The sequence below is a fragment of the Massilia sp. BSC265 genome (assembly GCF_000740675.1).
GTDB lineage: Bacteria > Pseudomonadota > Gammaproteobacteria > Burkholderiales > Burkholderiaceae_D > Telluria.
This window is the reverse complement of record NZ_JPXI01000017.1, coordinates 1-14,999: the sequence shown is the minus strand read 5'-3', so window position 1 is coordinate 14,999 and position 14,999 is coordinate 1. Positions and strand designations below refer to the sequence as shown.

Below are 14,999 nucleotides of genomic sequence, written 5' to 3'. Positions count from 1 at the left end.
GCCGTGGTCGACGTGGCCCATGACGGTCACGACCGGCGCGCGCGGCTTGGCCTCGAACTCGGCGTGCTCGCCCTGGTCGGCCAGGATCGCTTCCGGATCGTCGACGGCGGCCGCGAAGGCCTTGTGGCCCATCTCTTCCACCACGATCATCGCGGTTTCCTGGTCCAGCACCTGGTTGATGGTGCACATCTGGCCCAGCTTCATCAGCTGCTTGATGACTTCCGACGCCTTGACCGCCATCTTGTGGGCCAGTTCGGCCACGGTGATGGTTTCCGGCACGTGGATGTCCTTGACGATCGCCTCGGTCGGGGCCTGGAAGTTCGATTCGCGGTCATCGTTGTGCGAGGAACGGCGGCCGCCGCTACGTCCGCCGGCGCGCCAGCCATCGCGGGAGGTAGCAGCGCCCGGACCGCCACGCCCCTTGCCGCCGCTCGGTGCGCCGCGCTTCTTGGCGTCGTCCGACCAGGTCGAGGAGACATTGGCCGACTTGATCGACTTCTTGTCGCCCGGCTTCTTATCGTCTTTCTTCGCTTCGACCGGCTTCTTGTCGGCGCCGGCTGCAGGCTTGTGCAGGGTGCCGGCCGGTGCTGCGGGAGCAGCAGGCTTCGGTGCAGGTTCCGGCGCCTTGATGACGCGGCGCGGCTGGCTCATCATGGCCTTGATCTGGGCCACTTCGTCGGCCACGGCCTTGCGTGCGCGCTCGGTGGCGGCAGCACGTTCGGCCGCTTCCTTGGCAGCTTCCTCGGCGCGCTTCTTGGCTTCCTCGGCGTCACGCTTGGCCTTTTCTTCGGCGGCGTTATCGACGGCAGCAGGTGCAGCGGCCGGAGCCGGCGCCGCGGCGGCAGCCTTGGCGGCGGCGGCGCGCTTGGCCTGTTCTTCGGCTTCGCGCTTGGCCTGCTCCTCGGCGGCTTTCGCCTGAGCAGCTTTTTCTTCCTCGAGCTTGGCCAGGCGTTCCTGCTTTTCACGCAGGTCCGCTTCCTGGCGGGCGATCAGCTCGGCCTGGCGGCGCGCCTCTTCGTCGCGGCGTGCCTGCTCGGCCGCATCGACCACCGGGGCGGCAGCTTCGGCTTTCGGGGTGACCAGGTCGTCGCGCTGCACGAAGGTGCGCTTCTTGCGGACTTCGACCTGGATGGTGCGCGACTTGCCACTGGCGTCAGCCTGCTTGATCTCGGTGGTCTCCTTGCGGGTCACCGTGATCTTCTTCTTCTCGCCGGTTTCGGTCGCACCGTGGGTACGGCGGAGATGGTTCAGCAGCTTATCCTTATCATCTTTCGACAAGGGATCTGACGTCGAACTTTTTTCGACGCCGGCCGAGCGCAGCTGTGTCAGCAGCAGGTCTGCGGGCATCTTCAGTTCGGTGGCAAATTGGGCTACGTTGTTACTCGCCATTCAGTCCTCTTTTCTATGTGTCGCTGAGATGATAAAGATTTGCAAATTACGCCTTGGCCGTTTCTGCCAGGCTCCAGGCCTTCGCCTGCAGCGCCTTGGCGCGGTCATCGTATTTGCTGTCGACCAGCTTCATCTCTTCGTCGGTCACATCACTAAATTCGTTCTTGATCAGGTCGCGGGCACGGTCCGACGCCAGCGCCAGGATGGCGCCGAATTCGTCATAGGCGAGTGCTGCGAATGCTTCGACCGTCTTGATGCCAGCCAGGCCGAGCTTGCCGGCGGTGGTACGGTCCATGCCTTCCAGGTTCACGAGGGCTTCTTCCATCCCTTCGAGGCCTTCCTCGGAAGCGATCGCTTCGGTCACCAGCGCGTCACGGGCGCGGGTGCGCAGTTCGTTGACGGTGTCTTCGTCGAACGACTCGATTTCCAGCATTTCGGAGATCGGGACGTAAGCGATTTCTTCAAGGCTCGAGAAACCTTCATCCACCAGGATGTCGGCCACTTCCTGGTCGACGTCCAGTTTTTCCATGAACAGCGCGCGGATCGCGGCCGTTTCCTGGGCCACCTTGTTGGCCGATTCCTCGGCCGTCATGATGTTGATCTTCCAGCCAGTCAGCTCCGACGCCAGCCGCACGTTCTGGCCCGAACGGCCGATCGCGATCGCCAGGTTCTCTTCGTCGACCACGACGTCCATGGCGTGCTTGTCTTCGTCGACCATGATCGACGAGACGTTGGCCGGCGCCAGGGCGCCGATCACGAACTGCGCCGGATCGTCCGACCACAGCACGATGTCCACGCGCTCGCCGCCCAGCTCGCCGGTCACGGCCTGCACGCGCGAACCGCGCATGCCGACGCAGGTGCCGATCGGGTCGATGCGCTTGTCGGCGGTAAACACCGCGATCTTGGCGCGTACGCCGGCATCGCGGGCAGCCGATTTGATCTGCAGGAGGCCCTGCTCGATTTCCGGCACTTCCAGCTCGAACAGCTTCATGATGAATTCCGGCGCGGTGCGCGACAGGATCACCTGCGGGCCGCGCATGTTGCGGTCCACGCGCAGGATGTAGGCGCGGACGCGGTCGCCGATGCGCAGATTCTCTTTCGGGATCATCTGGTCGCGCGGCAGGCGCGCTTCGATCTTGCCCGATTCCACGATGGCATCGCCGCGCTCCATGCGCTTGATGGTGCCGGTGACGAGCGAGTCGCCGCGCTCGAGGAAGTCCTGCAGGATCTGCTCGCGCTCGGCATCGCGCACGCGCTGCAGCACGACCTGCTTGGTGTCCTGGGCAAAGCGGCGGCCGAACTCGACCGATTCGATCGGGTCTTCGATGTATTCGTCCACTTCGATGTCGGGGATCTGTTCCTTGGCTTCGAAGTGCAGGATTTCCTGGTCGGGCAGCTGCAGGCCGGCCTCGTCGGGAACGACGTGCCAGCGGCGGAAGGTCTCGAATTCACCGGTGTCGCGATCGATGCTCACGCGAATGTCGACCTCGCCTTCATAGCGCTTTTTCGTGGCTTGCGCGAGCGCGAATTCGAGCGCTCCGAAAACCACTTCCTTATCGACGTTCTTTTCGCGCGCGAGCGCATCCACCAGTAACAAAATTTCGCGACTCATGCTTTGCGACTCCTAAAATCCACCTGCGGCACCAAACGTGCCTTGTCCAATTCGGCCAGCGTAAATTCCAACAACGCTGCGCCATCTTTATTTTCAAATTCCAGACCGACCTTGTCGCCCTCGACGCCGCGCAGGATACCGGTGAAGGTTTTCCGGTTCGCGGTGCCCGGCATGGCGACGCGCAGCTTCACCGTGCATTCGTGCCCGGCAAAGCGCGCAAAGTCGGCCAGGGTCCGCACCGGGCGATCGAGGCCCGGCGACGAGATTTCCAGCCGTTCGTAGTCCACATTCTCGACGGTGAGCACATGCGACAACTGGTGGCTGACCGTGGCGCAGTCCTCGACCGTGATCGGGCCCTTCTCTTCCACGACGTCAGCGGGAAAATCGATATAGACGCGGAGGATCCCGCGCTCGCCCCGTTCGACGTCCACGAGTTCGTAGCCGAGGCCACTGACTGTTTTCGAGATGAGTTCAAACTGCTGCACGGCACTTCTCCGAGGCTTCGAAACGTTTTAACAAAAAAAAAATGGGCATCTGCCCATCTTTTTGTATTCACTACCCAACCAGATGAAAGCACTTGCACCAAGAAAATACTGGGAAGAACTTTGATTAGGCTGCAAATTATACAGCTCTCCCGCCTTTCTCGCAATCGCCGGGGCAAAAATGGGCAGATGCTGGAGAAAAAAGCAACAGTTGGCAGGATGACCATATCGGGGCATGGGCTGCATTCTACGGCATTGCAGCACCGTGTGCCCGGCGGCACGAGAATTTATCCGATTTCGGGCCCGGAAACCGGGATGTCAAGCGGATGTTCGCGCCGCCGGCCGGAACAGCCGATCAGCCGCGCCGGCCGCGGCGTGGCAGGCCGTGTTCCGAACCCCGCGGCCCCTGGCCACCGCGGCGTCCGCCGCCGGTACCGGCGAAGCCGAAGGTGGTCTGCAGCGGGTCGGGCTGCTTCGGACGATTGCTGGTCTTGCCGCCGCCGAAGGGACTGGCGCTGTTGCCGCCACGGGCCTTGCCGCCCTGGCCGCCACCTTTCGAACCCTGCCCTTGCGGGCGGCCGCCGGCGAAACCGCCCGGACCTTGCTGGCGCGGGACGCCGGCACGCACGACAGGTGGGCCGAACGGATCCACGTTGCGGTTGGCATCGGCGCGGTCGATACGGTTGCCGTCGGAACGGCGCGCATCGTCGCGCCCCTGTCCTTTGCCGCCACCCTTGCCTTTCGGCGCCTCGCTGCCCTTCTTTTCGACACCGAAGGCGGCCATCAGGGCGCGCACGTCGTTTTCCTGCAGCTCTTCCCAGCGGCCGCGCTTCAGGCCGGTCGGCAGGGTCATGGCGCCGTAGCGGGTACGGATCAGGCGCGACACGGTCAGGCCGACCGCCTCGAACATGCGGCGCACCTCGCGGTTGCGGCCTTCGCCGATGACCACGCGGTACCACTTGTTGATGCCTTCGCCGCCGCCGTCCTGGACCTTCGAGAACGAGGCCAGGCCGTCGTCCAGCTCGACACCGGCGAGCAGCTTCTGGCGCATGCCTTCTTCCAGTTCGCCCAGGGTGCGCACCGCGTATTCGCGGTCGATGTTGTAGCGCGGGTGCATCAGGCGGTTGGCGAGGTCGCCCGAGGTCGTGAACAGCAGCAGGCCCTCGGTGTTGAAGTCGAGGCGGCCCACGGCCAGCCACTTGCCGGTCTTCATGGTCGGCAGGCGGTCGAACACGGATGGACGGCCTTCCGGATCGTCGTGGCTGACGATCTCCCCGGCCGGCTTGTGATACACCAGCACGCGCGGCGGCTTGTTGTTGTTGACCTTACGCTGGATCAGCTTGCCGTTGATGCGCACGGCGTCGGTCGGCAGGATGCGCTGGCCGATGTGGGCCGGCTCGCCATTGACCGACACGCGGCCCGCGATGATCAGCTCTTCCATGTCGCGGCGCGAGCCCAGGCCGGCCTCGGCCAGCACCTTGTGCAGCTTCGGGGCGTCGTCGTCCGCGGTCAGGTCGCGACGCGCCGGCTTGCTTGGCCCCTTGCCACGGCCGCCTTCGTTGGCGTCGAAGTCATCCGAGGTGACGAAGGAGAACACCGCGTCGGCATCGTTGGCCTTGCCGCCCTTGGCTTGTTGCTTGCCCTGCTGCTTGCCCTGCTGTTGCTGCTTGCCCTGTTTGGCCTGCTGCTTGCCGGCCGGCTGGGCGCCTTGCTGGCCTTGCTGGCCACGCTGGTCGCGCTGTTTCTGGTTGCGGCCGCGCTGCTCGCGCTTGCCTTCCACCTGCACCTGCTGCGCGTCTTCGCTCGGGACGGCCTCTGGAACTGCCTCAGCGGTAGCAGCAGCCTGCTCGTGCTGGCGCGCTTCGCGCTCCTGGCGTTTTTCGCGCATCTGGCGCGGACCGCGCGGCTTGCGCTGAGCGGCGCCTGCGGTGTCGGCAGGCGCCGGTGCGGCTTCAGCCGCAGGCGCAGGCGCTGCGGCCGGCGCTTCCGCCGCGACGGCGGCCGCCCCTGCGCCCGGATCCGCCCCGGCGGCAGCGGCCTTGGTCGCGCGCGGTTTGCGCGGCTTGGCGGCCGGCTTCGCGGCCGGCTCGGCTGCGGCTGGCGTATCGGCCGGCATATCGGCGGCGGGCGCCGCAGCGGCGGCCGAGCCTGCGCTCGGCCCCTTGCGGGTACGCTTCGGCTTCGCAGCCGGCTGCTCGGTCTCGGTCACGGGCACAGCATCCGTTGCGGCTGCGGTGGCAGCCGCGGTCTTGCGGGTGCGCTTCGGTTTTGCGGCAGGAGCGCCTTCGGCCTCGACGGGCTTTTCGTTCGGTTCAGTTGGATTCATCGTTCGTATCTTTATTGTGCTGATCCGGCCCGGCGGCGGCTGCCGTCTCCCGGTCAAAAATGGGAATGTCGTCGGCGGACGCCGCCGCGTCCGTCCTGTCAAAATTCTCGTTCAGCGCCGCTTCCAGCGCCTCGATGCTGCGGCTGTCCGGCCCCTCGCTGACCGCCTGCAGCGGCGGCAGTTGCGACAGCGAGGCCAGGCCGAGGTCGTCGAGGAACCCCTTGGTGGTGCCCAGCAGCGCCGGGCGCCCCACCACTTCGCGGTGGCCGACCACGTCGATCCAGCCACGGTCTTCGAGCAGCTTGATGGTCTGCGAGTTCACGGCGACGCCGCGGATCTCCTCGATGTCGCCGCGCGTGACCGGCTGGCGGTAGGCGATGATCGCCAGCGTCTCGAGCGTCGCACGCGAATACTTCGGCGGCTTCTCGGGCGACAGGCGGTCGAGGTAAGGCTTCATCTCGGGCCGGCTCTGGAAGCGCCAGCCGGAAGCCAGGCTGACGATCTCGATGCCGCGCCCCTGCCAGTCCTGGCGCAATTCTTCCAGCAGAATCTTGATCGTGTCGCTACCGACGCCGGCATTGAGCTGGCGGCCGTTGGCATCGACCTCGGCGAAGAGCTTCTTCATGCCGTGGATCGTCATCGGCTCGCGCGCGCACAGCAAGGCGGTCTCGAGGACGCGCTTGGCCTCGTCAGTATTCATATCGCGGTGTCGTCACACGTCGAATGCAAGCAATCAAAACAAAACCGGTTTAGCGGATGCCAGCCACGGTGCCGACAACGGCCGCGGTACAAAGATGCTGCGCGCAAAACTCTGGAATCCGTGGCCCGGGCTGGAATGCGCCGGGCTGACAAAGGTGACAGGCCTGGTGCCCGTCACGGCTGCCCGTGTGCCAAGCGGGCGGTAGCTGTTGGTCTTTCAGGCGAAACGCGGGACCCGTGAACTACCTGGAGCATTGGAAGGCTGGCTTCCCGAAGCAACGAAGCGGGCGGACGACGCGAACAGCGCCGGCGTTTCTGACAACTGGCGGCCATTGTAACCGATAAAACACGGGAACGGACAATGCGAAGGCGGTAGGCCGTGCGCAAAGCCCAGTTTGATCAAGCGCTTGCCAGTTTTTCCGACAAAATCGCCGACACGCCCAGGAAGGCCGGGTAGTCCGCCGTGATCACGTAGGTCGGGACCTGGGCCAGGTAGGCGCTGAAACGTCCCTTCTGCTCGAAGCGGCGGCGGAACGAGGAAGTGAGGAAGCGCTCGCCCAGGCGCGGCACGATGCCGCCGCCGATATAGATACCGCCCTGGGCGCCCAGGGTGATGGCGAGGTTGCCGGCGGCGGTGCCGAGCATGCCGCAGAAGGCTTCCAGCACCTCGTCGCACAGTGCGCATTCGCCGGACAGGGCGCGGCGCGAGATTTCGGGCGCAGCCAGGGTGTCCGGACGGCCGGCACGGTCGCTCAGCGCGCGGTAGATCAGCTCCACGCCGGCGCCGGACAGCAGGCGCTCGCTGGAGACATGCTCGAACTCGCGCCAGGCGTACTGGAGGATGGCGACTTCGGTTTCGTTGACCGGCGAGAAGCTGACATGGCCGCCTTCGCTGCGCAACGCAGTCCAGCCTGCCTTTGCGCCGGCTGGAGCCGGAATCAGGCCGGATACGCCGAGGCCGGTACCGGCGCCCAGCAGGCCGAGGGGCGCATCGGATACGGGCGTGCCGCCTCCGACCTGGCGCTTCTGCCCGTCCAGGTGAGGCAGCGAACGCGCCAGTGCCGAAAAATCATTGACGACCAAAAGGGTGTCGAAACCACATTCCCCGCGCAGTGCTTCGATCGAAAAGGCCCAGTGATGGTTGGTCATGCGTACCTGGTCGCCGGTCACCGGGTTGGCGATGGCGATGGCCGCATGGCGGATGCCGCTGCCGAGACCACTCAGCTGCGGCAGCGCCAGGTAGGCGCGGATGGCGTCGGCCAGGGTCGCGTGCTGCTGGCAGGACAGCACCTCGATGGCCTCGAGACGGCCCGGCCCGGTCTCCAGCGCGAAGCGGGCATTGGTGCCGCCGATGTCGGCAAGCAGGCGCGCGCCGCCGGCATGGGTGATGGACGCGGAATCGAGGCTGGATGGAAAGGCGGTCATTGCAGCTAATATAGGAGCGATGACCAAGCTTACACAATTTTGTAGTGTTCTTACAAGCAGATTTTGTAGTTTAGATACATCGCACGCACATCAATGCCACTCGTGCGTGGCAGTCAGTGAGCGCACGAAGTAGTCGAACTACCTTAGCAAGCCACTGGGGACAGTTCCGGATCGGCGCCGCGGTGGGCATTCCAGGCATCCAGGCCGCCGCGCAGCGGACGGGCACGGTGGAAACCGTTGGCCAGGAACTGCTTGGCGACCTGGGCGGCAGTCACGTCGTTCGGGCAGCTGCAATAGATGACGATGTGGCGGTCCTTGTCGATCGTGGCCATCAGCTGGTCCGGCGCGCAGGAGTGCAACACGAGCGCCCCGGGGATCGCCGCTTCCAGCTGCTGGGCCGTCAGGCTGCGGGCGTCGATGATGACCGGATCGTGGCCATCGTCGATCAGTGTCATCAGTTCGGCGACCTCGATGCGCGGCATGGCGCTGCGGGCGCGGTGGCGGCGCCGTTCCACGTACTTGACGGCGATGAACAGGACCAGCAGCGTGGCCAGCACCGACAGCGCCGTGCCGCCGGCGGTCTCGAGCCAGCCGAGCAGGTCCTCGATGCGCTCATGGAACAGGGTGCCGAGCAGGATGCCGCTGCCGCTCCACAATGCAGCGCCGGTCGCGGAATAGCCGACGAACTGGCGCGTATGGGTGCCGATGGCGCCGGACAAGGGCGCGGCGATGGTATTGAAGCCGGGGACGAACTTGGATACCAGCAAGGACTTGGCGCCGAAGCGGCGGAAGCGGTCCTCGGTCTGGTTGACGCAGGAATCGGGCGAGAGCGAGATCTTGCAGAGCAGGTGCAGGATGCGCTTGCCGTAGAAACGTCCGGCACGGAACCAGAACATGTCGCAGATGAGGCAGGCGACCACCGCCGAAACGAGGCAGAGCTCCCAGCTGAGAGCGCCGTCGACCGACAGCGCGCCGGCCACGACCAGGATCGGGAAAGCGGGAATGGGCAGGCCGAACTGTTCGACAAGGACGATGCCGAACACGATCAGCACACCGTAGACCTGGAGCAGTTCGACGAGTTGGGGCATCGCGCTAGTGTAGCGGAGATTTACCCGCGTCGCTGGCGGCAACTGTTGTTTTTCCTACGCCCCACGCGGAATCGCCGCCAGCAGGCTGCGCGTGTATGCATGCGTCGGATTGCGGTACAGCTCGTCCGAGTCCGCCATCTCGACCACGCTCCCCTGGTGCATCACCATCACCTGGTCGGCGATGTACTTCACCACCGACAGGTCGTGCGAGATGAAGATGTAGCTCATCCCGTACTCGTCCTGCAGGTCCTGCAGCAAATTCAGGACCTGGGCCTGCACCGACACGTCGAGCGCCGACACCGATTCGTCGCACACCAGGATTTCCGGCTTCATGGTCAGGCAGCGCGCGATCGCGATGCGCTGGCGCTGGCCGCCGGAGAACTCGTGCGGATAGCGGTGAAAGGCCTGTTCCGGCAGCCCCACCCGTTTCAGCAGGTAGTGCGCCATCCCGATCCGCTCGGCGTCATCGGCGCCGATCCGGTGGATGCGCATCGGCTCGAGCAGGATCTGGCCCACCGTGAAGCGCGGGTTGAGCGACGCATACGGGTTCTGGAAGATGATCTGGATGCGCCGCTTGTAGGCCCGGTAGTCGCGGTCCGGCATGGTGAACAGGTCCTTGCCGTCGAACATGGCGCTGCCACCGGTGGCGCGGTGCAGGCGCAGCAGGGTCAGGCCGACCGTGGTCTTGCCCGAGCCCGATTCGCCCACCACGCCCAGGGTCTTGCCGCGTGCCAGGGTAAAGGAGACGTCCTTGACCGCCCGGAACTCGCGCTTCTTGAACAGGCCGTCGCGCAGCCAGAAGCTCTTGGCCAGGTTGCGCACCACCAGCACCGGTTCGTCGCCGGGCACCGTGCCGCGCGTACGCTGGGGCAGCGATTCCTCTGGCGTGAACCTTCCGCTGAGGTAATCGTCGATCACCGGCAGGCGCAGCGGCCGCTCGTCGAGCTTCGGCCGGCAGTGCAGCAGGGCCCGGGTATAAGCGTCGCGCGGGGCGCCGAACACCTGGGCCGCCTCCCCTTCCTCCCGCACCTCGCCGTGACGCATCACGATCACGCGGTCGGCGATCTCGCCCACCAGCCCGAGGTCGTGGGTAATGAACAGGACCGACATCTGGTGTTTTTTTTGCAGGCGTGCGATCAGCTCCATGATCTGCTTCTGGATCGTCACGTCGAGCGCCGTGGTCGGCTCGTCCGCGATCAGGAGCTTGGGCTCGCAGGCGATCGCCATCGCGATCATCACGCGCTGCTGCTGGCCGCCCGACATCTGGCTCGGGTAGGCATCGATCTTGACCGCGGGGTCGGGAATGCCGACCTCGGCCAGAAGCTCCAGCGTGCGGGCCCGCGCCTGCCTGGCGCTCATGCCCATGTGCCGGCGCAGCACTTCGCCGATCTGGAAGCCTACCGTGAACACCGGGTTGAGCGAGGACATCGGCTCCTGGAAGATCATCGCGATGTCCTTGCCGCACAGCCTGCGGCGCTCGGCAAGGGGCAGCGCGAGCAGCTCGCGGCCGTCGAAGTGCGCGCGCGAACCGGGATGAACGATGGTCGTTTCCAGCGGCAGCAGGCCCATCACGGCCAGCGAGCTGACCGACTTGCCGCTGCCGGATTCGCCCACCAGTGCCACCGTGCTGTTCCTCGGCACGTCGAAGGAAATGCCTTTCACCGCCTCGACCGTATTCTTCTTGTCGACGCGGAAGGAGATGCGCAGGTCGCGCACCTGCAGTAAAGGGTTGTGATCGTCCATCATTTGAGCTTCGGATCGAGGGCGTCGCGCAGGGCGTCCGCGAACAGCGAGAAGGCCGTCACCAGCAGCGCCATCGCGCCCGCGGCGGCGGCCAGCTGCCACCACTTGCCGAGGATGAGTTCGTTCTGCGCCTCGTTCAGCATGCTACCCCAGGACACCACGCCGACCGGCACGCCGAAGCCCAGGAAGGACAGGATCACCTCGGCCTTGATGAAGCCGACCACCAGGATCGACATCTGCACCAGGGCCACGTGCGACACGTTCGGCAGGATGTGGCCGAACATCCGGCGCGCGCTCGATGCGCCGATGGCGTCGGCCGCCATCACGTATTCGCGCGCCTTGTGCTTGATGTATTCGGCACGCATCAGGCGGTAGGGGCCGGTCCAGCCGGTCAGGCCGAGGATCAGCACGATGGTCATCACCCCTTTCTGCTGCAGCACCGCGGCCACGGTCAGGATCATCAGGATCGACGGAATCGAGGTGAAGATGCTGTAGAACCAATTGAACAAATCGTCCACGACGCCGCCGTAGAAGCCCGACAGCGCCCCGAACAGGGTGCCCAGCGCCACCGCGACGAAAGCCGCCACCAGGCCGACCACGATCGAGGTCTCGCCTCCCTTGATCGTCTTCTTGACGATGTCGTGGCCCCACTTGTCGGCCCCGAAGGGCAAGGTGGTCGCCTTCTCGACCGGCGGATGGCCGGCACGGACCCGCGCCTTGAGTTCCGCCAGTTCCTGCGCCAGCGGATCGAATGCGTTCGGCGGCGTCTCGCGCGGCAGCTGGGCCGCAGCCAGCGCCCGCGTCGCCGCATCCGCGCCGACAAAGCTCGGGGGCGCGTAGTTCACCGCCACTTCCTCTTCCCAGTCGGCGGCAACCAGTCCGGCGCTGGACAGCAGCACCATCAGCAGGAAACCCAGCACCACCGCCAGCGCGCCCATGGCGACGCGGTCGGTGCGCAGGCGGCGCCAGGCCAGCGTCCACAGGCCGGGGGACTGCATCGGCGAGCTCATCATTCCATCGACTGCGCTCATTTGAACTGCACCCGCGGATCCACGGCCTGGTACAGCAGGTCGGCCAGCAGGTTGAACACCATGGTCGCGGCGGCCACGTAGACCGTGATCGCCTTGATCACCGGGAAGTCGCTGCGCTCGACGGCCAGGATGACTTCACGCCCGATGCCCGGGATGCCGAAGAAGCGCTCCAGCAGGAAAGCGCCGATCAGCAGCGCCGGCAGGTTCGCCATGACGTGGGTGATGATCGGGATCGCCGCATTGCGCAGCACGTGCACCCAGACCACGCGGCGCTCGGGCAAGCCCTTGGCGCGCGCGGTGCGCACGTAGTCCTGCCCTACTTCGTCGAGCACGAAACTACGGTACAAGCGCAGGGTCGGCGCGATCGAGACGGCGAGACCGATGATGATGGGCAGCAGCGCGTAGCGCAGCAGGTTCTCTCCGAGGCCATTGCCCCAGCCTTGCACCGGGAACAGCCCGAGCTCGTAGGCGAACACGTACTGGAACACGATGATGTAGACCAGGATCGAGATCGACATGCCGACCGTGCAGGCCACCATCACCGCACGGTCGGTGAGCGAACCGCGCACGAAAGCGACGCCCAAGGCCAGGGCGATGCCGAACACGGTCTCCAGGATGGTCAGCGGCACCAGCACGGTCAGTGAAGGCCCCAGGCGGCTGGAAATGATGTGCGACACCGGCTCGCCCGTGCTCCAGGCATTGCCGAAGTCGAAGGTCAGGATCTGCTTGATGAAGATCCACAGCTGGCTTGGGAAGGGCTGGTCGGTGCCGAGCTGGCGCCGGATGCTCTCGATGGCGGCAGTGTCTGCCATCTTCCCGGCCAGCAGGTAAGCCGGATCGCCACCGACCCAGTTGAACAGCAAGAACACCAGCACCACGACCCCGAGCATGGTCGGCAGCATCTGCCACAGCCGGCGGACGATAAAGCTAAGCATGGAACTCCCGGTTGATTGAAGCGCTATTCTGCCCTCTTGCCGGCTTTCCATGGCGGGTTGAGGCATTCCTTTTCTTCGGCCCGTTATAACGTAGGGTGGTCGGCTCTCCCGACCACCCTACAAGAATTTACTCCTGCCTGATGCGGCGCTGCTTCACGGCCGCGGCCAGACCTTCCAGCACGCCGATGCTGGTCTGCCAGTCGATGCAGCCGTCGGTGACCGACTGGCCGTAGGTCAGCTCCTTGCCCGGCACCAGGTCCTGGCGTCCGCCCACCAGGTGCGACTCGATCATCACCCCGACGATGCGGTCGTCCCCTTGCGCGATCTGGGACGCGATGTCGGCGCACACCGGCACCTGGTTCTGCGGGTTCTTGCTGCTGTTGGCGTGCGAGGCGTCGATCATCAGGCGGCTGGCCAGGCCATTGGCCGCCAGTTGCTTGCAGGCTTCTTCCACGCTGGCCGCATCGTAGTTCGGGGTCTTGCCGCCGCGCAGGATGATGTGGCAGTCCTCGTTGCCGGAAGTCGACACGATCGCCGAATGGCCGCCCTTGGTCACGGACAGGAAGTGATGTGGCTGCGAGGCCGCCTTGATCGCGTCGGCCGCAATCTTGATATTGCCGTCGGTGCCGTTCTTGAAGCCGACCGGACAGGACAGGCCGGAAGCCAGCTCGCGGTGCACCTGCGATTCGGTGGTGCGGGCGCCGATCGCACCCCAGCTGATCAAATCGGCGATATATTGCGGGCTGATCACGTCCAGGAACTCGGTGCCGGCCGGCAGGCCCAGCTCGTTGATGTCGCGCAGCAGTTCGCGCGCCATGCGCAGGCCGTCGTTGATGCGGAAGCTGTTGTCCATGTAGGGATCGTTGATCATGCCCTTCCAGCCGACCGTGGTGCGCGGCTTCTCGAAATAGACGCGCATGATGATCTCGAGTTCGCCGGCAAAGCGGCGGCGCTGCTCGGCCAGGCCGCGCGCGTATTCGAGCGCCGCCTTCGGGTCGTGGATCGAGCACGGGCCGACCACCACCATCACGCGGTCGTCCTGGCCGTGCAGGATGCGGTGCAGCGCAACGCGCCCGCTTGCGGCGGTCTGCTCGGCCGCCGGCGTGACCGGGAATTCGCGGATCAGGTGGGCCGGCGGCGTCAGTTCCTTCATTTCGCGGATGCGTAAATCGTCGGTGCGAGGCATGCTGTACTCCGTATCGTTTTGGCTGGGGGCTGGAAATAAAAAAACCGCCATCGCTGGCGGTTTGTCTGGATTTGCGTCGGACTGTTCTGATGTCGCGTGAACCTGCCGCTACTCCACCGCCAAGGGGCTGGAATGGCTAAAGTAAAAAAAGCAGGTAAAGAAAACGTGCTGGCGCATGAGAAATCCGTGATGGTCTGGAGACCCTGTTCGGCTGACTATACCGCCATTGTGTAACGGTTGGCAAGCCTTTTCCGGGAAGCTCTGTCCTCGAGCCGCAAGAAGGCTTGCCGCCGCAGGCAGCCGGTCGCGGGGCGCCGTCGCCCGCAAGCAGCGCGACGTGCGGACTGCCATCAGTGGATTTGGCGACCGGTTGCAGGAATCCGACACGTGTTCCCGTCCTTTCCGCACACCTTGATTCGGATCAGTCGCCGTTCATCCAGCAGTGCAAAAGTCATTTCAAGCCCCCGATCGCTTCGCGTCGTTCTTGTGTTCTCGCAAGAAAAGTCTGCTGGTTAATTGACTGCACTCAACAACTGAGCGGCACGAAGGCAACGGGAACAATCCCAACCACTGGAGTCCGGACATGACTGAAACCCTGCTCTCGCGCGCCGTGCGGCGCATCTTTGCCGGCGGCAGCGCCATCGGCCTTTTATCAGTGGGCTTTCCACTGCTGGCGGCGGCGCCCCATGTGGCAGCACAGGAAGTGGCGCCGAAACCCGTTGCCCGCGTCGAAATCACCGGTTCGAACATCCGCCGCGCCCAGGCCGAGACCGCCTCCTCGGTGCTGACGGTGAACCGCGCCGACATCGAGCGCTCCGGCAAGACCACCGTCGCCGAACTGCTGCAGACGCTCGCCGTCGACAACCAGGGCTCGGTGCCGGTCAACTTCGGCAGCGGCTTTGCCGCAGGCGCCTCTGGCATCTCGCTGCGGGGCCTGGGCACCGCCTCGACCCTGGTGCTGCTCAACGGCCGCCGCATGGCACCCTACGGCCTGGCCGACGACGGCCAGAAGGTGTTCGCCGACCTCAACGTCATCCCGTCCGACGCCGTCGAGCGGGTCGAGATCCTGAAGGACGGCGCCTC

Annotated in this window: 12 protein-coding genes; 1 reads left to right on the top strand and 11 read right to left on the bottom strand. The window is 65.3% G+C overall.

Annotated features, from left to right (window positions below; all coding sequences use genetic code 11):
* The 11 genes from MA09_RS02485 to aroG all read right to left on the bottom strand — a co-directional run.
* The coding region (locus MA09_RS02485; RefSeq protein WP_036245099.1) for a translation initiation factor IF-2 N-terminal domain-containing protein at positions 1 to 1,389 on the bottom strand (1,389 nt) is incomplete at its 3' end.
* Positions 1,390 to 1,435: 46 nt separating this feature from the next.
* Positions 1,436 to 3,001 carry a transcription termination factor NusA gene (gene nusA, locus MA09_RS02480; RefSeq protein WP_036245098.1) on the bottom strand — a complete coding sequence of 522 codons (1,566 nt, stop codon included), beginning with the start codon at positions 2,999 to 3,001 and terminating at the stop codon, positions 1,436 to 1,438.
* The gene (gene rimP, locus MA09_RS02475; protein WP_036217039.1) at positions 2,998 to 3,486 is read right to left on the bottom strand and encodes a ribosome maturation factor RimP; all 489 of its coding nucleotides are present in this window, start codon (positions 3,484 to 3,486) and stop codon (positions 2,998 to 3,000) included. Before rimP ends, nusA begins: the two co-directional genes overlap by 4 nt.
* Before the next feature lie 352 nt (positions 3,487 to 3,838).
* Complete coding sequence (gene rluB / locus MA09_RS02470; protein ID WP_036245096.1) at positions 3,839 to 5,809, bottom strand: 23S rRNA pseudouridine(2605) synthase RluB; 1,971 nt, start codon at positions 5,807 to 5,809, stop codon at positions 3,839 to 3,841.
* Positions 5,796 to 6,509, bottom strand: coding sequence for an SMC-Scp complex subunit ScpB (scpB, locus tag MA09_RS02465; protein WP_036245094.1), 714 nt, complete (start codon positions 6,507 to 6,509; stop codon positions 5,796 to 5,798). The genes rluB and scpB overlap by 14 nt, the downstream gene beginning before the upstream one ends.
* Before the next feature lie 398 nt (positions 6,510 to 6,907).
* Positions 6,908 to 7,933 (bottom strand): glucokinase, encoded by a 1,026-nt coding sequence (locus MA09_RS02460; protein WP_036245091.1) that lies wholly within the window; start codon positions 7,931 to 7,933, stop codon positions 6,908 to 6,910.
* Positions 7,934 to 8,076: 143 nt separating this feature from the next.
* A complete protein-coding gene (locus MA09_RS02455; RefSeq protein ID WP_036245089.1) occupies positions 8,077 to 9,021 on the bottom strand; it encodes a DedA family protein/thiosulfate sulfurtransferase GlpE in 945 nt (314 codons plus the stop codon).
* Between the two features lie 54 nt (positions 9,022 to 9,075).
* On the bottom strand, positions 9,076 to 10,767 hold the full coding sequence (locus tag MA09_RS02450) for an ABC transporter ATP-binding protein (RefSeq protein WP_373887832.1): 1,692 nt from the start codon (positions 10,765 to 10,767) through the stop codon (positions 9,076 to 9,078).
* Positions 10,764 to 11,795: an ABC transporter permease gene (locus MA09_RS02445; RefSeq protein WP_229440525.1), complete on the bottom strand. Its 1,032-nt coding sequence runs from the start codon at positions 11,793 to 11,795 to the stop codon at positions 10,764 to 10,766. The genes MA09_RS02450 and MA09_RS02445 overlap by 4 nt, the downstream gene beginning before the upstream one ends.
* Complete coding sequence (locus MA09_RS02440) at positions 11,792 to 12,730, bottom strand: ABC transporter permease (RefSeq protein WP_036245083.1); 939 nt, start codon at positions 12,728 to 12,730, stop codon at positions 11,792 to 11,794. The genes MA09_RS02445 and MA09_RS02440 overlap by 4 nt, the downstream gene beginning before the upstream one ends.
* A 127-nt stretch (positions 12,731 to 12,857) precedes the next feature.
* Positions 12,858 to 13,916 (bottom strand): 3-deoxy-7-phosphoheptulonate synthase AroG, encoded by a 1,059-nt coding sequence (gene aroG, locus MA09_RS02435; protein ID WP_036245081.1) that lies wholly within the window; start codon positions 13,914 to 13,916, stop codon positions 12,858 to 12,860.
* Positions 13,917 to 14,499: 583 nt separating this feature from the next.
* Here aroG and MA09_RS02430 point away from each other — a divergent pair.
* A partial coding sequence (locus MA09_RS02430; RefSeq protein ID WP_036245078.1) for a TonB-dependent siderophore receptor occupies positions 14,500 to 14,999 on the top strand: 500 nt, incomplete at its 3' end.